At 46.2% G+C, this 21,617-nt stretch carries 16 protein-coding genes; 8 read left to right on the top strand and 8 right to left on the bottom strand.

The genetic code is table 11. The features are described 5' to 3' along the window. Positions 1 to 79: 79 nt before the first annotated feature. The 3 genes from ACESLK_RS12965 to ACESLK_RS12955 all read right to left on the bottom strand — a co-directional run bounded on the left by ACESLK_RS12965 (position 80) and on the right by ACESLK_RS12955 (position 4,065). Entirely contained in the window at positions 80 to 1,195 is a 1,116-nt protein-coding gene (locus ACESLK_RS12965) for an aminopeptidase (protein ID WP_373229892.1), read from the bottom strand. A gap of 9 nt (positions 1,196 to 1,204) precedes the next feature. Beyond that, on the bottom strand, positions 1,205 to 1,951 hold the full coding sequence (locus tag ACESLK_RS12960) for a hypothetical protein (RefSeq protein WP_373229891.1): 747 nt from the start codon (positions 1,949 to 1,951) through the stop codon (positions 1,205 to 1,207). A 137-nt stretch (positions 1,952 to 2,088) separates the two neighbouring features. Continuing rightward, entirely contained in the window at positions 2,089 to 4,065 is a 1,977-nt protein-coding gene (locus ACESLK_RS12955) for a sensor domain-containing diguanylate cyclase (RefSeq protein ID WP_373229890.1), read from the bottom strand. Between the two features lie 340 nt (positions 4,066 to 4,405). On the opposite strand from ACESLK_RS12955, the gene rpsD reads away from it, so the two are divergent. The 3 genes from rpsD (at position 4,406) to ACESLK_RS12940 (ending at position 5,933) form a co-directional block, all read left to right on the top strand. Next, complete coding sequence (gene rpsD / locus ACESLK_RS12950; protein ID WP_373229889.1) at positions 4,406 to 5,005, top strand: 30S ribosomal protein S4; 600 nt, start codon at positions 4,406 to 4,408, stop codon at positions 5,003 to 5,005. Positions 5,006 to 5,138: 133 nt separating this feature from the next. Then, positions 5,139 to 5,363 (top strand): DUF1450 domain-containing protein, encoded by a 225-nt coding sequence (locus ACESLK_RS12945; RefSeq protein ID WP_373229888.1) that lies wholly within the window; start codon positions 5,139 to 5,141, stop codon positions 5,361 to 5,363. Positions 5,364 to 5,429: 66 nt separating this feature from the next. Next, the gene (locus ACESLK_RS12940; RefSeq protein WP_373229973.1) at positions 5,430 to 5,933 is read left to right on the top strand and encodes a ferritin; all 504 of its coding nucleotides are present in this window, start codon (positions 5,430 to 5,432) and stop codon (positions 5,931 to 5,933) included. Positions 5,934 to 6,033: 100 nt separating this feature from the next. Here the strand turns inward: ACESLK_RS12940 and ACESLK_RS12935 are convergent, their stop codons facing one another. The 3 genes from ACESLK_RS12935 to ACESLK_RS12925 all read right to left on the bottom strand — a co-directional run bounded on the left by ACESLK_RS12935 (position 6,034) and on the right by ACESLK_RS12925 (position 9,212). After that, entirely contained in the window at positions 6,034 to 7,359 is a 1,326-nt protein-coding gene (locus ACESLK_RS12935) for an ABC transporter substrate-binding protein (RefSeq protein WP_373229887.1), read from the bottom strand. Between the two features lie 132 nt (positions 7,360 to 7,491). Then, positions 7,492 to 8,325, bottom strand: coding sequence for a carbohydrate ABC transporter permease (locus tag ACESLK_RS12930; protein WP_373229886.1), 834 nt, complete (start codon positions 8,323 to 8,325; stop codon positions 7,492 to 7,494). Next, positions 8,325 to 9,212, bottom strand: a complete 888-nt coding sequence (locus ACESLK_RS12925; RefSeq protein WP_373229885.1) for a carbohydrate ABC transporter permease — start codon at positions 9,210 to 9,212, stop codon at positions 8,325 to 8,327. The genes ACESLK_RS12930 and ACESLK_RS12925 overlap by 1 nt, the downstream gene beginning before the upstream one ends. A gap of 189 nt (positions 9,213 to 9,401) precedes the next feature. Here ACESLK_RS12925 and ACESLK_RS12920 point away from each other — a divergent pair, with 189 nt between their 5' ends. Continuing rightward, on the top strand, positions 9,402 to 11,258 hold the full coding sequence (locus tag ACESLK_RS12920; protein WP_373229884.1) for a cache domain-containing sensor histidine kinase: 1,857 nt from the start codon (positions 9,402 to 9,404) through the stop codon (positions 11,256 to 11,258). Next, a complete protein-coding gene (locus tag ACESLK_RS12915) occupies positions 11,239 to 12,846 on the top strand; it encodes a response regulator (protein WP_373229883.1) in 1,608 nt (535 codons plus the stop codon). Before ACESLK_RS12920 ends, ACESLK_RS12915 begins: the two co-directional genes overlap by 20 nt. 77 nt (positions 12,847 to 12,923) lie before the next feature. On the opposite strand, the gene tyrS is transcribed toward ACESLK_RS12915, so the two are convergent. Then, on the bottom strand, positions 12,924 to 14,120 hold the full coding sequence (tyrS, locus tag ACESLK_RS12910) for a tyrosine--tRNA ligase (protein WP_373229972.1): 1,197 nt from the start codon (positions 14,118 to 14,120) through the stop codon (positions 12,924 to 12,926). A 217-nt stretch (positions 14,121 to 14,337) separates the two neighbouring features. On the opposite strand from tyrS, the gene ACESLK_RS12905 reads away from it, so the two are divergent. Then, positions 14,338 to 17,436 carry a transglycosylase domain-containing protein gene (locus ACESLK_RS12905; protein ID WP_373229882.1) on the top strand — a complete coding sequence of 1,033 codons (3,099 nt, stop codon included), beginning with the start codon at positions 14,338 to 14,340 and terminating at the stop codon, positions 17,434 to 17,436. Positions 17,437 to 17,549: 113 nt separating this feature from the next. Here ACESLK_RS12905 and acsA read toward each other — a convergent pair whose 3' ends face one another. Next, complete coding sequence (gene acsA, locus ACESLK_RS12900; protein ID WP_373229971.1) at positions 17,550 to 19,223, bottom strand: acetate--CoA ligase; 1,674 nt, start codon at positions 19,221 to 19,223, stop codon at positions 17,550 to 17,552. A gap of 266 nt (positions 19,224 to 19,489) precedes the next feature. Here acsA and ACESLK_RS12895 point away from each other — a divergent pair, with 266 nt between their 5' ends. Together ACESLK_RS12895 and ACESLK_RS12890 are read left to right on the top strand one after the other, a co-directional pair. Further along, a complete protein-coding gene (locus tag ACESLK_RS12895) occupies positions 19,490 to 20,122 on the top strand; it encodes a GNAT family N-acetyltransferase (RefSeq protein ID WP_373229881.1) in 633 nt (210 codons plus the stop codon). Position 20,123: 1 nt separating this feature from the next. Continuing rightward, positions 20,124 to 21,335 carry an acetoin utilization protein AcuC gene (locus ACESLK_RS12890; RefSeq protein ID WP_373229880.1) on the top strand — a complete coding sequence of 404 codons (1,212 nt, stop codon included), beginning with the start codon at positions 20,124 to 20,126 and terminating at the stop codon, positions 21,333 to 21,335. Positions 21,336 to 21,617 lie beyond the last annotated feature (282 nt).

Here is a 21,617-nt window from a genome sequence, read left to right as displayed (position 1 = left end):
TTCCCTCCTAATATTTAGGCAATTTGTTGTCTATCACATCATACCTTGTTCCCCTAAATTCACGCAAGAGGAGAATGCATTATTTCAAAGATTCAGGGTTAAGTCCTTCAAGCTCGGGAATGACGAAGATTCCATCCTTACGAATTAAAATGTCGTCAAAATACACTTCTCCTCCCCCGTATTCAGGACGTTGAATAAGCACTAAATCCCAGTGGATGGATGAACGGTTGCCGTTGTCGGTTACTTCATATGCTTGACCCGGCGTAAAATGCAGGCTGCCTGCGATTTTCTCATCGAACAGCGTATCTTTCATCGGATGCAGAATATAAGGATTAAACCCTAAGCTAAATTCCCCGATATGGCGTGCCCCGTCATCGCTATCAAGAAGCGCGTTGATTCTATCCGTGTCGTTAGCAGTCGCCTTAACAATTTTACCGTTCTCGAAGGTGAATTTGACGTTCTCATAAGTAAAGCCGTTATATACGCTGGGAGTGTTATAAGCTAACGTCCCATTGATAGAGTCGCGTACAGGGCAGGAGTATACTTCACCATCCGGTATGTTGCGCTCGCCTGAACATTTTTGGGCGCCGATACCCTTTATTGAAAAGCTCAGGTCTGTACCTGGAGAGACAATCCTTACTCTATCGGTCCGGCCCATTAGCTGCTGCAGGGGATCCATGGCGCGGTCCATCTTGGCATAGTCCAAGTTACATACATCAAAATAGAAGTCCTCGAAAGCCTCTGTCGACATATTTGCAAGCTGAGCCATTGAACTATTCGGGTAACGCAGAACGACCCACTTTGTCCGCTTCACTCGTTGTTCCATATGTACGGGATGACGATGGATCCTATCGTATAGCTTCATTTTCTCTGAGGGTACATCAGCCAATTCGTTTACGTTCTCTCCCGCGCGAATTCCGATATAGCCTTGCATTTGTTTCATTCGTTCAAGATCGTAAGCAGCCCAGGTTTCTAACTGATCGGCTGTCGCATGATTAAGCAGTGTGCGAAGAACGGATCGGTCCTCGATTTCTACATAAGGACGTCCGCCAAGCTTGGTTATCTCTTCGATCAGACACTTGAGAAGTTCACGTTCGGAACCAATCATCTCGATAAGAATATTATCTCCCGGTTGAACTTTAACGGAATATCCAGCTAAATTGGCAGCTAATTTTTGCAATCTCGGATCTCTCATTTTAGAATTTTACCCTCCTAGATGTCCTTTACTTCTCTTTATTGTATCATCTTGAGCATGGAGGTGGAAATTGGTTTCCGAGACCCGTTCTTCCTTGAATGCTTTAGCATTCCATGTATAGCTCAAGACGGTTTCCTCCTTCAATTGCCGAGGAAGCCAATCCTGCGGATTTGCAGTCCAGGCACATGTTGTCGTAACCTTCAACGTGGCAAGAGCCTCCTCTAACCGTTTCTCTGCTCGGCTTAGTACTTTATTCGCTTCAACCGGATCGCGCTTTAGAAGGCCGCTCTCGCTGCGCAGAAGCTTCATCTCCGCTCTCAAGCCGCCCGCTGCTCTTTCACGTGCGATCCGATCATCCAGCTTAATCTTGAAGTGAACCATCTGATTGGATTTAGGTGTTTCGGCATAAGTAATTACGGCTGATCGATCGTTAATGATCTCCAATAATTGCAATGGGCGATAAGACGTAATCGCCTGTTCCTTAACAGAGGCAGGTTGAACGCTCAAGGCTCTCCACTGCAGCTTCAGATTCCCATGGCCTATGACCTTTCCTTCGTATCCCGCTTTATCAAAAACATAGCCGCCGGGCCCTAGAATAAATACTTGACCTTCGATCTCATAACGATCTATTCCAGACAGAGCCGATGCCGACAAGGCAAAAGCTTCATGCGCTGTTAATGAGGTTGACGATGCCATACAGCCTTGTAAGCACATGAGCAATAATACCGTGCTTGGTGCTGCAGCAAAAGCTTTCACTTTGTTAAGAATGCACACCTACCTCCTTTCGCTTCGTATCCTCTCCCCATTTGCAGGCAATATGCATGCATATTCATAAAAAAAGAAGCTTGCTTTTAGCCGTATGGCTAAAAACGTAAGCTTCAGAGATAAAGTAACTATCCTATCATTACGCAATTACGTCCGTGGCGTTTAGCATCATACAGGGCCATGTCCGCCTTATAGAACAAGGATTCTACACTCACTTTCTCATCCGTAGAGCGCCACTCCGAGATTCCGCAAGATACTGTTACCTGCGGGCTTGTCTCGCTTTCAACACGGGAACGAATCCGCTCTGCGACTCGCTCAGTTTGTTCCAGGCCAAGCAGGGGTAAGTAAATAGCCAGCTCTTCCCCGCCCCAACGGGCGGCAATATCGTCATCTCGGATGGAGCCTCGGATGATGGAGCTGACATGAATGAGAATATCATCACCAACCTGATGCCCGTACGTGTCATTGATTTTCTTGAAGTGATCGATATCTACGACGATGAGTGAGCCCGAGGCGTCTCTATTCTGCTTGCGTCCGATTCGTTCATTCAGGTAGTGTCGAGCGAACAAACCGGTTAAATTATCAGTGATGACCATCCTTCGAACCTCTGCATGAAGGGTCGCGTTTGACATCGCAAGCCCAAGATGTGTAGACAATACTTGCAGGAGCTTGTAATTGTCGTAAGAGAAATGATTCGCTTCACGCTTTGTAATCATTACCGCACCGATTAGATCTCCATTCAGCAGCAAGGGAGCTGCAAGGAGGGATCGAGAATTTGTGATGTCCATCAGTTCCGAACCGACTGGAGTTGCCGAAAAATAATCCGATAAAATTATCGGCTCCTTCGTCTCCCACATTACTCCAAGGAAACCATAATCCTTCGGGTATTTCGATCCGATAATCTCTTCCACGTTCGTAGACAAAACAACAAAATCACAGGTTGCCGGCTCAACCTGAAAAATAGTGCACTTATCCGATTTAAATATATTTAATAATTCAGCGGACGCGAATTGCAACGTATCGGACAACTTCAAGCTGCTATTCAGTCTTTGTGTCAGCTCATTAATGAGCCTTAACTCGCCCACCAGTATATTTGCCTGTTCATGAAGCTTTGCTTTTTCGAAAGTAGCCCCTGCAGCACCTGCAAGTATCGTCAAAAAGTTGATATCGGCCTCGTCAAATTCATTGTCCGGTAAGTCCAGCCTTAGAACGCCATATACACCCTGCTTGCCGGCAAGCGGCAACGCAAGCCGATGACGACCCTGAGAATGCTCCTCACGAATACGCCCGTCTACAAATGCGGATTTGCACAAATCCATGTCGTTGAGATGGAATGCAAGAGGCTTCACTTTCTCAATATTACTGTTATAATCCTGGGATAAAAATAAATCGGCTTTACAAACCGGATATAGTTGCTCGAGACTGTCCAATACTTCGGACAGGACATTCTCCACATCCATATGATCGTTTAATCGCCGCATGACATCAAACAGGATGTTGCGTCGGCGCTCTTCCTTTTTTGTAAGCGTCTGCTCTCTCAATAAGCTGCCAACAAAAAGACTCTCGAAGTGATAATAAATACAGCTTCGCAAATGGAGTGCAGCCGCCTGAAGCAGCTTTAAATCACCAGCCTGAGCAATTCCAGCTGGGAGTAAGCAAGCGATAACCGCATATGGAATGCCGGTCGTACGGGTAAAAATAGGAACGGCAATAGAATCGAAGGCTTTGAATTTAGGAAATTGATGCTCTTCGGCTCGCATGAGGGTAGGCCTGCAGGTAGCAAGAGCCGTTGTCGCGGCAGTCGGACCTATCACTTCCGTATTCCATGAGACCGGACAAGCTTCTTTATCTTCTACGAGTTGTCCATTGACTAATATATTCGTACCGTCCGGATGAAGCAGAACCATTTGACCGTTAAGCCACGGAAATCGATCCACATCCTCCAACCAATCTGTAAAGCTATTTACTAATAAAGGGTGAATATAAGGCAGGTCCGCTTCTGTAAGATCCTGCTTCTGCAGCCAGCCAGGAAATTGCTGACGGGTGCCGGATGGACTATTATGATCCATATCTTCTAGTTGCTGTATCTTCCTCTTATTAACCAAGCCCCGACACCTCCGCCCCCGATGTCTCTTTCTTTTCACTATACAATGAAATTGTGATTTTTGCACTAGGTTCATATAAGTCTATAGTCTATAGGACCATATCAGGAGAGTTATTAATAAATCCGATTTGCTTCATACGAATAACTTGACATTTGCGTACAATTTCATATAATATAACTTGTTGAATACTGGGCTTAGCTCTTGTGACACCCTCTCGGATTTCCCACCAGCGGGCTGCGGCTGAACATCCCTACTGGAACCGAAACTTCGGTTATGGAGAAATCCGCGCAACGAAACCCATTTTCAAAACATTTTATTTTGAAAAAGGAGTTTTCAAATCATGTCAAGATATACAGGCCCTAAGTTCAAGTTAAGTCGCCGTCTTGGAATTTCTCTAAGCGGATCCGGTAAAGAATTGAAGCGTGCATTCCCTCCAGGTCAGCACGGTGCTAACCAACGCCGCAAAATCAGCGGTTACGGCATGCAGCTTCAAGAAAAACAAAAGCTTCGCCATATGTATGGCCTGAACGAGAAGCAATTCCGCAACTTGTTCGACCGTGCATCGAAGCAACAAGGGATCGCCGGCGAGAACTTCATGTTCTTGCTTGAAAGCCGTCTAGACAACCTCGTGTTTCGTCTTGGCTGGGCTAACTCCCGCTACGGCTCGCGCCAGTTGGTTTCTCACGGTCACGTGACAGTCAACGGTAAGAAAGTCGATATCGCATCTTACACTGTACAAATTGGCGACCAAATCGGTCTTCGTGAGCGTAGCCGCTCCCTCAAATCGATCAAAGAAGCAATGGAAGGCCGTCATCACCTGCCGGGCTACGTTGAATTCGACGCTGATGCTATGCAAGGTAAGTTCATTCGTCTTCCAGACCGTGGCGAGCTGTCCCAAGATATCGACGTTAAGCAAATCGTTGAGTTCTACAGCCGTTAATTAACCAACATTGGACCGCTAGAACCATTCCAGTTATACTGGGGTGGTTTTTTTCTTTTGTATTGACTTTGATAATGATAATTAATATCATTTAACTTAGACATTGAATTTTTCTAGGAAAGTCGGGTTGCTCATGAAAAAGATCAAGTACTGCTGTAAAAATTTCAAGCACGGCTCCAAAGCGGTTTACAAAACCTTAAAAGCCGAATTCCCCGACTTGAAGCAGAAAAAGAAAGATTGTCTCAGCAACTGCAGGCTATGCGCCAAGCAGTGTATGGTCATGATCGGCAAAGCTGAAGTTCTTGTTGCTCCCTCCCCTAAAGTGCTCTATAAGAAATTAAAGCAGCGAATTGGTTGACTCGACATTAATATGGTACAATTCGAGTACAACTTCACCAATTCCTGAGGGAGAGTGTGTCAAATGATGAAAGAATCTCTAAGCGAAAGCTTAAACGAACAACTTAATTTCGAGCTCTATTCTGCTCACGTATACTTAGCCATTGCCGCATATTGTTCTGGCGAAAGTCTTGATGGCTTCGCCAACTTCTTCATGGTCCAAGCGGAAGAAGAGAAATTCCACGCGATGAAACTTTATAAATACTTGAATGACCGCGGTAAAAGAGTAACGCTATCCGGAATGAATGTCCCGAATAATACCTACCATTCCATTCTCGAAGCGTTCGAGCATGCGTATGAACATGAGCAAGAGGTTACGAAGCGGATTTATCACTTATCCGATCTCGCTATGAATGACCGGGAGCATGCAACCATCCAGTTCCTGAAATGGTTTATCGATGAGCAAGTGGAAGAAGAATCAATGTTCGACAGCATTATTAACAAGCTTAAGCGTATCGATAAAGACAGCAATGCGTTCTTCATGCTCGACAGCGAATTCGCTCAGCGTACGTTTACTCCACCAGCCATTTAAGTGTAATACAAAACCTGCCTTCGAGTTATAAACAAAATCAAGAGCTCTCCCCATAAGTCTATGACTTAAGGGAGAGCTCTTGACCGTTTATGGGGAAATGTTATTTTTTCACGATATCCGATACGGCTTTATCAAACTTCTCAAGCAATTGGTCGCCATTGATTTGCTTACCGAGATATTCCTGCATCGCCGCGCCCCATTGTTGTGTAATTCCATCTGGGAAGCGATCCCATTGCCAGCCTTTAACTTGATCCGGTTTAGCTTGTGAGAAGACCGCGAAGTCGCCTGCGATCTTACCGATCGCTTCTGGATTCGGTGTTATCGAATTTAATGAAGGAACGAATTTGAAATCGGTAGAGATGAATTTCTTGCCGGTTTCAGAGGTTACCATCCAGTTCAAGAACGCTTTAGCTTCTTCCGGATGCGCGGATTTGTTGTTGACAACCCAATTGCTCGGTACGCCGGTAAAGACGTTCGGTTTATCTAGCAGCGGAACCGGCATCATACCCAGATTTAGATTCGGATCAACTGCATCGACATTTCCTTGGATCCAGTTTCCGTGCTGAATCATCGCGCCTTTACCCGCTGCGAATTCCGCAACCTGGGTATTATAATCGACTGTAATCGCTTTTTCTTGGCCGTTAGCGAACATGATATCAACCAGGCGAAGCCATTGTTTCATGATTGGATCGTCTTTGAATGTTTTCGTTCCTGCTTTCACTTCTTCAATCCATGCCTCAGGATCCGGTTGGTTCGCGATTGCGATATTCAGCGTATGAATACCCATGGACCACCATTCGTTGGTAAGAGCAAATGGGGTAATACCGGCATCCTTCAATTTCTTAACCATAACCTCGAACTCATCGAGAGTTTGCGGAAGATCAGTTATGCCCGCTTGCGCAAACAGATCTTTATTATAAGTAAATGCGTAAGCTTCCAAATTCATTGGCAAACCGAGCAGCTTCCCATCACGCGAGATTTGTGCTTTGGAAGCTTCGACCAAATCTTTGGCCCATGTTTCATTGGACAAATCCACGGCGCGGTCGACATAAGGGTCGAAACCTGCCGAGCCGGCGGAGGTGATGATTTCCGGTTCTTCTCCCGCCGCAAGCGTAGCTTTCAATAAGGCACTATAATCCTCGCCGCCGCCGTGGGTTTCGATTTCTACTTTAACGCCGGTTTCTTTCTCGTATTCCTGTGCCATTTTTTCAAGTGCATCCCTGATCTCTACCTTGAATTGGAAAACTCTGATTGTGACGTCTTTTTTCTTCGGTTCAGCTGAAGCAGACGCCGATGCGGATTCTGCAGAAGAAGCTGGCGCCGAGCTAGCTTGTTCGCTCGTGTTGTTGTTTCCGTTCCCGCAAGCGCTGATAAGAGTAACAAGCATTACGGTAAGTAGAGCAAAGATTGAGATTTTCTTTAACAATTGAATGACCTCCCATAATGTATCTTAATGGTGCTGCCTCATTATAATTTGGAAACGCTTTAGTCCGACACCTAGAATATTGAACAACTGGGTGGAAAATCTTGATTATTTCTATCGGTTTAGTCAAATTCATTAACCTTTGACGGAACCAGCCGTTATTCCCGCTACGATATGCTTCTGAAGCGTCAGGAAAAAGAGAACGATCGGAATGGTGCTTAACGTTAACGCAGCCATTGCCAGATCCCATTTGCGCGTGTATTGGCCGAAAAAGAGCTGAATGGAAAGCGGGATCGTCGTATAGTTCTTGTTCACTACCAATACCGGAAGCAGATAATCGTTCCAGATCCACAGTACGTTCAGAATAATCACCGTTGCCGAAATCGGCTTGAGCAAAGGAAAGATGATTTTCCAGAACACGCCGTAGGGGGAACAGCCATCGACAATCGCCGCCTCCTCGATTTCGCGGGGAACCGACTTCATGAATCCGTGGAAAAGGAACATGGAGAGAGAGATTCCGAATCCAAGATAACAGATAAGCAGCCCGTAGACTTCGCCTCTCAAGTGAAAGAGCGAGGTGATTTTCATCAGTGGCAGCATGACGGATTGGAAAGGAATGATCATCGCCGCGATAAACACCGTGAATAGCACGCGGTTAAACAGAGTCGCTCTTCGTAAGATCCGGTAAGCGGACATGGAGCTGACGATGATCAGGCCGGTAACGCTTAGTACCGTAATGACAACCGAATGCATGAATACGGTCGGAAAGGCAATCGCTTCCCAAGCTTGACGGAAGTTATTCAGGCTGAATACCTCCGGCAGCTTTGCGGCATTCAGAAGAATTTCCTTTAAGCTCTTGAATGAATTGACCACTAGGAAATAGAACGGAGACAAAAAGACAAGAGCGAGCAATATTCCCCCTATTTCCGCCGCAAACAAACCCGGCGAATACCGTTTACTCTCTTCCATTATTCCTCTACCTCCCTTTTCTTGGTGATCAATACTTGAGTAACCGTGATGAGCGCAACCCCGAAGAAGAAGATCATCGCCTTAGCCGTTCCGAGGCCAAAGCGGCTATTCGTTAAGGCTTCGCGGTAGATGTTCAAGGCAATGGACTCTGTAGCATAACCCGGACCTCCCGAGGTCAATGATAAATTAAGATCGAACATCTTGAACGCATTGGATGTCGTTAAGAACAAACAAACCGTTATGGCCGGCATGATCATCGGAACGACGATGCTGCCCAGCATTTGCCATCTGCCAGCCCCATCAATCGTAGCGGCTTCTGTCAAATCCTTCGGAATACTTACCAGAGCGGCGATATATATGATCATGATGTATCCCGCCGTTTGCCATACGAATACGATAACGATACCCCAGAATGCCGTATCAGGCGTCCCGAGCCAAGGTAAATCAAACCAGCCGATTCCGGTAAATTCACCGATCGCTCCGAAGCCGCGAACAAAAATGAACTGCCAGATATAACCGAGAAGCAAGCCCCCGATTACATTGGGAAGAAAAAATAAAGTCCTTAAGATATTTTTGGTTTTCAGGCCGCGATTGAGCAGCATAGCCATGAAAAAGGCCAGTAAATTAGCAATGATGACCGAGGCTATCGTAAATTTCAAGGTAAACCAGAAGGCCGACCAGAACCTCTCGTCTTCCGTAAAGACGCGCTTTAAATTAGTGATTCCGGTCCATTTTGCATTTTCTGAAACCCCGTTCCACTCCGTAAAAGAGTAATAAAACCCCATAAAAAAAGGAACAAGAACAATCAGGGTAAAAAAAACAAGACCCGGTCCTACGAAAATAGCTTGCTGCAGCCATTCACTCCATCTCTTTCCCTTTATAACCATGATAACAACTCCCTTCAGCCTGCTCACGTATGTCCAAACCTTCTGCTAATCCCTAGATTTAGTATAAGACTGCTCAAATCTCTGTAACTACCTAGGATGATGATAATCTAGGTGGAATATATTGACCATTTGGAAAGCATGGTTTACTGTTCTTATGTGAGATTGATATGACAGAAAGGAGAAAAGAAGATGACTTCCCCTTCCTTTTTTCGCAATACGATACGCAACAAGCTTATGCTTCTTCTCCTTATTGCAACCATTTTACCAATCGCGACCTCCATGGTCATCTCCTATAATTCGACCAAACGTTCCATCTCCGAGGAGGCCTATGAGAAAAACACACGTCTCTTATCTCTCGCCAAGACCAATATGCTCAACTACATGCATAATATTAATCAGAAGTCTCTAGCCGTCTATAATTCTATCAATGTGCCGCGCTCCCTCTACTACATCCTAGAACACAACATGGAGAATGAAGTGTTTCCCAGCGGGCTGTCCGATGTCATCCGCAACCGAAACTTGTTAAAGGACCATCTCCTAAACATTTACCAAAGCGTCAGCGAATTTCATCAGGTAAGGCTTCATGTGGTCAAGCAAAACACGACCTACCTCCTGAAAAGCGATGACGATATCAAAGTAGGAACACCTGAAAATCCTCATCATGTTACCTTGAAAAAAACATTTATCGAGCCTAGTCATATGAGCCATAGTTACGGTTTGGCTTTCAAAACTTATAAAAAAGATGAGTTTGTTATCACCTTGCATCGTCCGATATTTCGCGCGCCCAGCGAAGATCTTCTCGCCGTGCTGTCCATTGACGTTAAGTTAAACGTACTAGACGATTTAAACGGCCAGGTCTATGACTCCGGACAAGAAACATTTTATATATTCGATGCGAACGGGAAAACCATCATTTCTTCGGAGAAAGATACCATTGGTGAAAATATAAGCGCTAAATGGTTTAATCAAATTCGCGATGCCAAACAAGTGAACGGATATATCAACTGGGAGGATGAAGCTTTCTCCGGAATGGTATTCTATGATCGCTTAGAAACTCCTTTTATGGATTGGTACTTAGTCAAACTGACCCCGTACACGCATTTATATAAGACCGCCGAAGGAATAACCCGGATTAATACGTGGGTTGGGGCGATTTTTTTATCTATAGCGGTTCTTGCAACGTTGTTTATTTCTCTGCGTTTCACGAAACCTTTGTTAAGTCTTATTGGATATGTGAATCAGATTGAAAGAGGAAATTTGAATGTTGATATCGATATTCGCAGTAACGATGAGATTGGATTACTCTCCAGAAGGTTCAGGTCCATGATGCAGACGATAAACAATCTTATTCTCAAGGAATACCGGCTCAAGCTTGCGAACAAGACCAATCAGCTCAAAGCCCTGCAGGCGCAGGTTAATCCTCATTTCCTATACAATGCGCTGCAATCTATTGGAACGGTCGCCTTGCAGCATAAGGACCAGCAGATTTATTCACTTGTTACCTCTTTAGGTAAAATGATGCGTTACAATATGAATACCAGTGATACCATCGTCGAGCTAGAAAAAGAACTAAATTATGTACAGGCTTACTTAGATTTGCAGAAGCAGCGATTCGACACTTCTCTTGAGGTAAATTTTCGATTGGAGCCTGAAGTCAGCGCTATCCTGGTTCCCAAGATGATTCTCCAGCCGCTTGTAGAGAACTTCTTCAAGCACGGCTTCCGTCAACGAAGCGACGAGCCCGCACGGCTGCTCATTTCCTGTACTCTCGAGAATCAGCTTCTGAAAATAAAAGTGGAGGATAACGGCCAGGGAATGACGGATAAACAGCTTGAAGCCGTGAACAAAAGTTTACGGGTCGGCGAAGAAACTGGTTTGGGTCAGGATAGCGGAATAGGTCTATTAAACGTACTCTCGCGACTCCAGCTCCATTTTCACGAATCTGCATCTATTACGCTGTCCAACCTTTCTCCGGAAGGCCTTTCCGTGGACCTTCACATTCCTCTAGGAAAGGAGCCGAATTGGAATGAAAGCACTCATTATTGACGATGAAAAGCACGTTAGGGAAGCCATTAAGCTTCTAGTACCTTGGGAACAATTCGGTATTCATCATATCCTTGAAGCTTCTGACGGACAAAGCGCCATCTCTATCATCCAAGCGGAAAATCCGGCTATTCTTTTTACGGATATGATGATGCCTCGCATGGGAGGCGTCGAGCTGCTCGAGTGGGCATCCGCGCACGCCCCAGCTAGTAAAATCATCGTGGTCAGCGGGCACGAAGACTTCGAATTGGTCCGACAAACCGTTAAATATGGCGGTATGGATTATTTGTTAAAGCCCATTGATGAAGCTCAGCTAATTACTGCATTAACAAAAGCTATTAAAGACTGGAAAGCAGACGAGGAAATTCGGTCAAGAGATCGAAATCGGAATATGGAAATCAATCAGCTAAAGCCAGTTTATTTAGACAAGTTCTTCTCTACTGTTCTTAGTGTACATGGTGAAAATACTGCAGTTCACGAAACACTCCAGCAGCAATTCGGCATCGATCAGAAGATACAACAGGCACGGGTTTGTGTTCTTACGCTTGAGTTGGCTCCTCCCTCTATTCGGAAGAAATTTCAGGCCGGGTGGGATCTACTCTACTTTTCGCTAACGAACATATGCAATGAATTTCTACGTAGACAGGGGTCGGGTTTTGCATTCCGTTATTGGGGTGAAGAGAACGAAATTGTTATCATCTATTGGAAAAACAACGAGCCGGCAGAAGCGATACTCACAGAAATTAATGAAGGAATCTTTCGGGCGTTAAATGTGAAATTAGCCTTCGGTATCGGCGAAACAACGCTGTTTCCCGAACAGCTGCATCTCTCCTATAGACAAGCGCGGAGCAATATTCGTCACCGTAACCTGAAACTTACGAGGAATTGGTCTCAACCCAGCGCTTCAGCCGAACCGGTAAATAAAAACACGATATACTTCTCGGAATATGAACCAAGGATACGTTATGCCATCCAAGGCGGAGATAAGGAGCAGCTTGAAGCCGCTCTCGCTGCTTGGTTTAAAGCCATCGAGCAATCCGAATCCATTACGCTCGAACAGCTTCACCACTGGAAGCTGGAATTCCGGCTTGCTCAAACCAGTTGGATGAACAATTCTCTCGAGCAATCGTCTTTTGCCCGCGAAACACAGATACTTACAGTGGTCGATGATCAAGGAAGTTTTACTTTAGAGGAATGGAAACAATACTTTGAAGGAGAAGCTCACACGATGTTGGAGCTCTTGTCGGTTGGCTCAAGCCGTAATCAGAGCTCTATGCAGGCAATTGCCAAATATATAGATAAGTTTCTTCATGAGGATTTGTCGCTTCAGGATATATCCAATCGTTTCTTTCTTAGTCGAGAGTATATCTCGCGCAAGTTCAAACAGGAGATGAACGAGAACTTAACCGATTATATTACACGGATTCGGATAGAACGTGCCAAAAGCTTGCTGGCGGACACTCAGCTGAAAATTGCCCATATTTCTGAAAAAGTCGGCTTTCAAGACGAAAAGTATTTCAGTAAGGTGTTCAAGAAATGGACGGATTGCTCACCTAACGAATATCGTAAGCAAGCGTTTGGCGGCAAATAAGCTAACACATACGAAAAATCATAAAAAGGTGCCTCTTCAAAGTCAAATGACTTTACGAGGCACCTTAGTTTTTCAACCTATTTCATCGAGAACCGGACAAATTTCCTTTTACCTACCTGCAGAACGTCGCCGTCCTTCGGCTCGATGTCTCCCATGATATCCGTAAGCTTCTCTTCATTGAGCCTTACGGCGCCACCCAGAATACTTCTGCGCGCTTCACTTACGGAGGGTTGCAAGCCAAGCCAAATAAGAAGCCTTGTCGTACGGATTTTGCCTTCAATAAGCTCCTCAGCCGGTACAGTAACCTCTTCGATGTCTTCTGGAATCGCGCGCTGCTGGAAGACGGTAACAAAGTAATTCTCCGCGGCTGCAGCAGCTTCTTCCCCATGGTACATTCGGACAAAAGTACGAGCCAGATTCATCTTCGCATCACGCGGGTGCACAGAGCCGTCCGCTAACCCTTCGCGGAGTGCTTTAAGGTCATCGTTGGTGAGATCGGTTGCCAGGTCATAGTATTTCAGCATCAGCTCATCGGGTACGCTCATGGCTTTACCGTAGATTTGATTCGCTTCCTCATCAATCCCGATGTAATTACCTAAGCTCTTACTCATTTTGTTGACGCCATCTAGACCTTCTAACAAAGGAAGGGTAATTGCAGCTTGCGTCGCTTTGCCATATTCTTTCTGCAGAGTGCGCCCCATCAGCAGGTTGAAGGTCTGGTCGGTTCCACCTAGCTCAATGTCGCTTTCCAGTGCAACGGAATCATAACCTTGCATAAGAGGATAGAAAAATTCGTGTACGCTGATTGGCTGATTCGATTGAAACCGCTTCGTAAAGTCGTCTCTCTCCATCATTCGGGCAACCGTGATTTTCCCTGCTAGTCCAACTACATCTGCAAAATTTAGTGGAGACAGCCAGGAAGAGTTATAATAAACAGTCGTTTTTTGCGGGTCTAGTATTTTGAAAATTTGTTTCTGATAAGTTTCGGCATTACGTTTAACGTCCTCCTCGCTAAGCTGCTTGCGAGTTTCTGACTTCCCTGTCGGATCGCCGATTCGTCCGGTGAAATCTCCGATAATAAGCTGAACCTCATGGCCCAGCAGCTGGAACTGCCGTAACTTGTGCAAGACCACCGTATGCCCGATGTGGATATCCGGTGCAGAAGGATCCAATCCCAGCTTAACTTTTAGCGTCCGGCCTGTAGTTACGGACTCTGTAACCTTTGCGACCAATTCTTCGTCTGGTACAATATCTGCAGTGCCGCGCCGGATCATCTCCAGCTGACGTGCGATCTCATTTTTCTGTTCATGGGTTATTGTCTTTTGTCCATCCGTCTTCAATTCCGATTTCCTCCCTTTTACTCAAACGCTTTTGTCCCGATTACCACGTATTCAGGTGCGAATTTCTCTCTTTATAGCACACCCTTCCGAAGGAAGTCAAACGATGGGTAAATGTGCTATAATAGTTGTGTTTGTTGAAGGAGGCTTTCCTATGAATGAAACTAAACAACCCTCTAGTTTGTCTTCACGTAAAGGTCAAGGCATCAAGACAGCTGGGAAAATCGCTGGATTTACTGTTCTTTGGCTCATTTTATTCGGTGTGCTTGCTGGACTAGTCGCAGCCGGCGCGGTTACGGGGTACATAGCATCATTAGTTCATGACGACCCGATTCGTGACGGGAGCTTTATCGAAGAGAAGATTAATGAGAATGCCATTACCGGTTTTGTCTATTTCAATGACGGTACCCCCGTAGGACAATTACGTACGGAAGAAGACCGCCGCCCTGTTACGTTTGAACAAATACCCGATATCATTATCGATGCGGTTATTGCGATTGAAGACAAAAATTTCTTCTCCCATTTAGGTGTCGATACGAATGGTCTGCTGCGTGCCGTTAAGCAGCAATTGTTGAATGAAAGCGTCCAAACCGGCGGGAGCACGATTACCCAACAGCTTGCACGCCGCGTTTTCTTAAACCTTGACCAAACGTCCAGCAGGAAAGCCAAGGAAATTTTCCTGTCATTGAGACTTGAACGATATTTGAGCAAGGAAGAAATTATTACGGCTTACTTAAATAAAGTACCATATGGCAACGGATCATCCGGTTATCAGGTGTTCGGAATCAAAGCCGCCTCCAAGGGTATATTCGGTATCGAGAAATTAGAAAATCTGAATGTGGCTCAAGCTGCCTATCTTGCCGGAGTTCCGCAGCTGCCATCCTTATATTCCGCTTTTACAGGCAAGGGAGATTTCAACGAGAAAAATTTCAAACGCGCGGTAGAACGGCAGAAACTAGTCCTTAGCCGTATGCTTATAGAGAACAAGATCGACCAAGCCGAGTATGAAGAGGCTTTAGCGTTCGACCTCTATAGTTCTTTGGCCAAGCCTACAGAAAAAGCCTATAACACGTTTCCGTATCTGATGCTTGAAGTTGAACGTCAAGCTGCAGAGGTACTCGTCTTGCAGCAGAACCCAGGGCTTAAACGGGAAGACCTGCAAAGCAAGGAAAATTCCGTTCTTATAGAGGATGCACGCAGACAGCTTCTTCGCAGCGGATACAGAGTCACAACAACCATTGATAAAAAAGTTTACAATCTCATGCGCCAAATTGCTGATAATACGGACAATTTCGCTCCCGACCATAAGGTCAAAGGAGTTGAGCAAATTTCCGCAGTGATGATGGATCAGAAGACGGGTGCGATTCTTGGTATGCTCGAAGGGCGCGACTTCCACATCGAGCAGATGAACTTCGCAACCCAGATGACCCGGCAGCCAGGTTCGGCAATGAAGCCAATCGCCGCATACTTGCCGGCAATTGACAAAGGTCTAATACAACCCGCCAGCATCCTTGATGATGCCCCTCTTATTCTGAAAAACGGAAGCAGCGGGTTCCATATCCCGAAAAACTCCAATAACCGTTATTCCGGGCTCGTAACCGCTCGCCAAGCCCTTAATATGTCTTATAATATTCCTGCTTTGAAAGTGTTTCTCGATAAAGTAACCATTTTGGATTCCTGGGCTTTCGCACGTTCTCTCGGAATTACGACTTTGGTTAAAGAGGATGATGTGGCTCAAACAGGTGTAATCGGTGGTCTTAAGTATGGCGTTTCCGTTGAAGAATTGACCAATGCTTATGCTGCGATCGCCAATAAAGGTGTCTTTAACGATGCATACTTAATCGAAGAAATACGTGACGCCAATAACAAAACGGTCTATAAGCATGAAGCAAATCCGCAGCGCGTCGTATCTGAGCAATCAGCATTTCTTATGACCGACATGTTGCGTACAGTCGTCACGAGCGGGACGGGAGCCTCTCTTAAATCACAATTTAAGAATTTTGGAGAAATCCCAATTGCCGGGAAAACTGGAACAACCCAAAACTATGGAGATGTATGGTTCCAAGGCTTTACGCCAGATATTACGCTTGGGGTATGGGCAGGTTATGAGAAGGTGATTCATACGCTGTCCTCAGGCAGCCATGGACGCGCTCGCTCGATCTGGGCCAAGATCATGAATGAAGTATCGGAAGCAAAGCCGGAGTTATTCCCTACCAAAGCCTTTGAGAAGCCTGAGGGTATCGTTAATATGACTGTATCGAGCGTCAGCGGTAAGCTCCCTACGGAATTAACGAAGGAAGCAGGAAAGCTCGTATCCGATATGTTCAACAAAAAGTTTATACCGACGGAAGAGGATGACGCTCTCGTCAAAGTGAAATACATTTCATTCAATGGCGTGAATTACTTGCCGCAGGATGGAACGCCGGAGGACTTGCTGCGTGAATCCGTCATGGTCATTCGCGAGACGCCGCTTGATGCGCTGATGGAAGATTTGCAGGCAAAGCTTGGAAAAACATCCGCCCAATCTCGTAAACCGCTCGCTTACTATTTGCCGCAGGATGCCTCCCAGAGTGCACCTTCCAAAATCGATCCGCGCGTAGACGACGGCGCAATGCCTAACGCTCCCGCTCATATCACTGTGGAGGTATTGGAGGGCAAGGCGAGAATTACATTCACGCCAACCGAACAACCAGACGTTGCCGGCTATCGATTATACCGTTCCCTTAATGGCAGTCCGTTCGAGAAGGTTGAAGCTTCCGTTCCGACAGGTAATGATCCGAAATTCGTCAATTTCATCAACGCTAGCCAATCTTACGTTTATTATGTGACCGCTGTAGACGTTGCTGGCCATGAATCTTCGCCTAGCCAAGCCGTATCGCCGGATGGTCAACAACCGGATTTTGACCCTAATTTCCCAGGTGACGGCAGCACCGATAATCCAGACGAGGGTAACCCGGCAAATCCTGCTGATCCACATAACGGAAGTGCACCCTCAACTCCAAGCGGACTTACTGCAAGCGGATCGGCTATCGGCGTAACGTTAAGCTGGAATGCGAATTCAACTCAAGAAGCCATTACCCAATATCAAATTTGGTACAGTCCAACGCAACAAGGTAAATATAAATTACTCGGAGGGTCGGAGTCCCCGAACTTCGAGTACATCTCTCCCCTCTCTTCCGGCTGGTACCGAGTAACAGCGTTAAACGCATCTGGAGAGTCAGCACCAACGGCATCAGTGGAGGTAGCTCCATAAAAAGAACCCGCCTCCGTTAACTAGAAACGGAGGCGGGTTCTTTTTAGGAGCATTATATATTTATTATAAAATCATGTCTTTCCTGACAGCGTCGCGAAGACTGTAATCAACAATTAGTCTTCAATCGTGGACAAGTCACCGGTTGGGAGATTGAGCTCCCATGCTTTTAGCACACGGCGCATGATTTTGCCGCTGCGGGTTTTAGGAAGCTTATCTTTGAATTCAATCTCGCGCGGGGAAGCATGAGCGGAAAGTCCTTCCTTAACGAAACGCACGATGTCTGCCTTTAATTCATCCGAAGGTAAATACCCTTCGCGCAAGGAAATAAAAGCCTTTATAATTTCTCCGCGCAATGGATCCGGCTTACCGATAACACCTGCCTCGGCAACTGCAGGATGCTCAACCAGCTTGCTCTCTACCTCGAAAGGTCCAACACGCTCGCCGGAAGTATTAATGACATCATCGATCCGCCCTTGGAACCAGAAGTAGCCTTCCTCATCCATATAAGCCGAATCACCTGAAACATACCAGCCTGGGATATGGAAATATTCAGCGTATTTCGTAGGATTGTTGAATATCTTGCGCATCATAGACGGCCATGGCGTGCGAATCGCAAGATTACCCATCCGGTACGGAGGAAGCACATTACCTTGGTCATCAATAATAGCTGCCTGGACACCCGGTACCGGCTTACCCATCGAGCCAGGTTTAATTTCCATGCTTGGATAGTTACAAATGAGCTGTCCACCGGTTTCTGTCATCCACCATGTATCGTGAATACGCTGACCGTACACTTTACTCCCCCAACGAACAACCTCGGGGTTTAAAGGCTCTCCTACGCTAAGGACGTGTCGCAAGCTGTTCAGATCAAACCCGGTAACGATATCATCTCCTGCTCCCATAAGCATACGGAAAGCAGTCGGCGCACTATACCATACTGTAATTTTATATTTTTGAATGGTTGAATACCAATCCTGAGGACTGAATCTGCCACCACGAACGACATTCGTAACTCCATTCAGCCAAGGTGCAAAAATACCATAAGAGGTTCCCGTTACCCAGCCTGGATCAGCCGTACACCAGTAGATGTCGTCTTCTTTAAGATCCAGTACTACGCGTCCTGTATGATAATGCTGAAGCATCGCATTCTGTACATGGAATACGCCTTTGGGCTTGCCGGTAGATCCAGAAGTATAATGCAAGATAAGTCCGTCTTCCCGATCAAGAAAAGTGACTTCAGCCTCATCAGAAGAGTCCGCCATTACTAAGCGATAATCAATTATTCCATCGCCCTGTTCTACCGAATCACCTAGAACAATGACATGCTTCAGATCCGGCAAATCCGCACGGGGTATTCTAGACAGGAGCGAAGGTGTCGTAACGATTGCGACAGCACCGCTATCCTGCAGGCGGTCTCTTACCGCCGATTCCATGAATGCCTCGAATAATGGACCTACTACTGCGCCGACTTTAAGAGCTCCGAACAAGCTGAAGTACAATTCTGGCGTACGAGGCATGAAAATAAATACACGGTCACCCTTCTCAACGCCAAGATTACGGAGGACGTTACCGAACCGATTCGATTGCTTGGACATTTCTGAGAAGGTGTAGCTTTCATCGCGCTGGCTGTCGCTGTAATATAGCGCGACCTTGTCTCCTAGACCATTGATCACGTGGCGATCTATGGCTTCATATGCCATGTTAACCTTGCCTGTCGTTGCCCAAGAAAATTGCTTCTCAATATCCGTCCAGTTAAATGTCTTTACAGCTTCTTCATACGATTTCATGTTAGACTCCGTCGCTGTGACGGCTAATCTCTCATTCTGCTCAAATGTCACGATCCATCACCTTCCCGTTTGAGTGCGGGCATTCGATAGCGAATGCGCTTTCATCTATCTGAGGGAACCTCATCTCAACCACAGTCAATTATATCATAGTGATTAATGAATCTGCATACCGTTTAAGGATATTTTCCCATGATAGTGTATAATAACAACAAAGTTTGATTACGGCTGAAATTCTATCGTCGCAGTCGTCGTGAAGGGAGAACGGCATGGAGCATATCAAATCTTATGTCCGGCATCCAATAAATCGTAAAGGCCGTTCTTTGATTGTAGAAGGTCCCGTCGCTCCGGAAGCTCTCAGCGAGCTGACTCTCCATCCTAAGCTAGATGCCTTCCGGAGACCCGCGGAGCAGCATCGGGCTTTGGTAGAAATTGCAGGCCTGCCTGAAGGGCGGATTATCCTCGTACGCGAAGAGAATGTCATCGTGGGTTATGTAACCTTTCACTACCCAGATGAGATGGAACGTTGGTCAGAAGGCGGCATGCTCGATTTGATAGAGCTTGGAGCAATCGAGGTAGCAGATGAATACCGTCATCTGGGTCTCGGTAAAACGCTTATTTCAGCAGCATTTCAAGATGGACAGCTCGACAATGCCATTGTCTTCACTACGGAATATTACTGGCACTGGGATTTAGAAACCAGCGGCTTGAATGTATGGGAGTATCGCGAAATGATGGAACGATTAATGAAGTCGGTTGGTATGGTTTGGTTCGCAACGGATGATCCTGAAATTTGCGCACATCCCGCCAATTGTCTCATGGTAGCCATAGGGAAGGACGTACCGTTCTCTTCCGTGGAACAGTTCGACCGCGTAAGATTCCGGCAACGCTTCATGTATTAATTTGAAAGGCAGGCGACCTTCTCTGAATTCTCGATCAATTTGGATTAACAATAAAGCTTCCGAGCAATATCGGTTCCATGACGAGCATCCCTTTCATCCGATACGCCTACAATTAACGGAGAATCTACTGCAAGCAAGTCATTCGTTGGATGATGCTCAGATAACTTCTGCCTTCTCTCTGATAGAAGCTGAAAGGGTAATTAGAGAGATCCATCGGGCGGATTATATTGATGCTGTTACTGCGCTTAGCAGTACATCTCCGAATCAAACCGCAATCAGGTTGGCGGAGAAATACGGATTGCAAACAGATGGCGACACCCCGTTTTTCCCAGGTATGCATAAAGCCGCACTTAGCGTGACCGCCGGTTCTCTCGCCGCTGCCGATGCGGTTATGTCCGGTCGATCGGAACATGCGCTGAACCTGGCTGGCGGACTGCATCATGCATTCCCTGATCGGGCCTCTGGCTTCTGTGTGTATAATGATGCTGCCGCAGCAATCTCCTACATTCGTCAAAAATATCATGCGCGTGTCCTTTATATCGATACCGATGTTCATCATGGGGATGGTGTTCAGTGGTTTTTCTATACGGATCCTGACGTCTTTACACTATCCATACACGAGACAGGCAAGTTCCTATTTCCTGGAACGGGCTTCCACCATGAAAGAGGAGAAGCTTCTGGTTACGGGGCTTGTCTTAACCTATCCATGGAGCCCTATACGGAAGACGAGTCCTGGCTGGAATGTTTTCAAGAGGCTGTAGATCATGCAGGACGCAGCTTCAAGCCAGATATCATTGTCACTCAGCATGGCTGCGATGCGCATGCCTTCGATCCGCTTGCTCATATTCATTGCAGCATGAAAATTTATCGTGAAATGCCTAGAATTATCCATGATGCAGCAGTGCGTCATTCACAAGGGAAGTGGGTGGCACTTGGCGGCGGAGGCTATGATCATTGGCGCGTTGTTCCGCGAGCCTGGAGTCTGCTATGGCTGGAAATGAGCGGTCATCCGTTACTTGCGCAGATTGACAGCTTACCTCATGGAGGTTTGTTGCCACCGCAATGGCCGGCTTTTCAACTGGCTGACGCGCCCTCTCAGCTTCCCCAAACATGGCTTGATGACACCAGCACCTGGATACCTATGCCAAGAAGGGCTGAAATTTCAGCAAAAAATAAAGCCATGCTCGAGATTGCTCTACAGCATATCGGCTAGACATTTCGTTGCCGTTATTCAGGAACAAAATAACCCTAAAGGGTCGTGTTAGAGGTGCGGAAGCAGTTAGTTTAGGCGGATTAAGACGCTCCGAGCGTGTTAGAGGCGCGGAAGCAGTTAGTTTAGGCGGATTAAGACGCTGTGAGCGTGTTAGAGGTGTGGAAGCAGTTAGTTTAGGCGGATTAAGACGCTGTGAGCGTGTTAGAGGTGTGGAAGCAGTTAGTTTAGGTGGATTAAGACGCTGTGAGCGTGTTAGAGGTGTGGAAGCAGTTAGTTTAGGTG

Source organism: Cohnella sp., assembly GCF_041640265.1.
Taxonomy (GTDB): Bacteria; Bacillota; Bacilli; order Paenibacillales; family Paenibacillaceae; genus Cohnella.
Note: the sequence above shows the minus strand (reverse complement) of the source record. Positions and strands in the feature narration are given on the sequence as shown.

Bases quoted from the DNA above. Each gene is read 5' to 3' on its own strand.
- tyrS (WP_373229972.1), bottom strand. From the start codon at position 14,120: ATGATCCGGCGCGGCACTGCAGATATTGTACCAGACGAAGAATTGGTC.
- ACESLK_RS12920 (WP_373229884.1), top strand. From the start codon at position 9,402: ATGACTTCCCCTTCCTTTTTTCGCAATACGATACGCAACAAGCTTATG.
- acsA (WP_373229971.1), bottom strand. From the start codon at position 19,223: ATGAAATCGTATGAAGAAGCTGTAAAGACATTTAACTGGACGGATATT.
- ACESLK_RS12965 (WP_373229892.1), bottom strand. From the start codon at position 1,195: ATGAGAGATCCGAGATTGCAAAAATTAGCTGCCAATTTAGCTGGATAT.
- ACESLK_RS12915 (WP_373229883.1), top strand. From the start codon at position 11,239: ATGAAAGCACTCATTATTGACGATGAAAAGCACGTTAGGGAAGCCATT.
- ACESLK_RS12945 (WP_373229888.1), top strand. From the start codon at position 5,139: ATGAAAAAGATCAAGTACTGCTGTAAAAATTTCAAGCACGGCTCCAAA.
- rpsD (WP_373229889.1), top strand. From the start codon at position 4,406: ATGTCAAGATATACAGGCCCTAAGTTCAAGTTAAGTCGCCGTCTTGGA.
- ACESLK_RS12895 (WP_373229881.1), top strand. From the start codon at position 19,490: ATGGAGCATATCAAATCTTATGTCCGGCATCCAATAAATCGTAAAGGC.
- ACESLK_RS12905 (WP_373229882.1), top strand. From the start codon at position 14,338: ATGAATGAAACTAAACAACCCTCTAGTTTGTCTTCACGTAAAGGTCAA.
- ACESLK_RS12925 (WP_373229885.1), bottom strand. From the start codon at position 9,212: ATGGTTATAAAGGGAAAGAGATGGAGTGAATGGCTGCAGCAAGCTATT.
- ACESLK_RS12940 (WP_373229973.1), top strand. From the start codon at position 5,430: ATGAAAGAATCTCTAAGCGAAAGCTTAAACGAACAACTTAATTTCGAG.
- ACESLK_RS12930 (WP_373229886.1), bottom strand. From the start codon at position 8,325: ATGGAAGAGAGTAAACGGTATTCGCCGGGTTTGTTTGCGGCGGAAATA.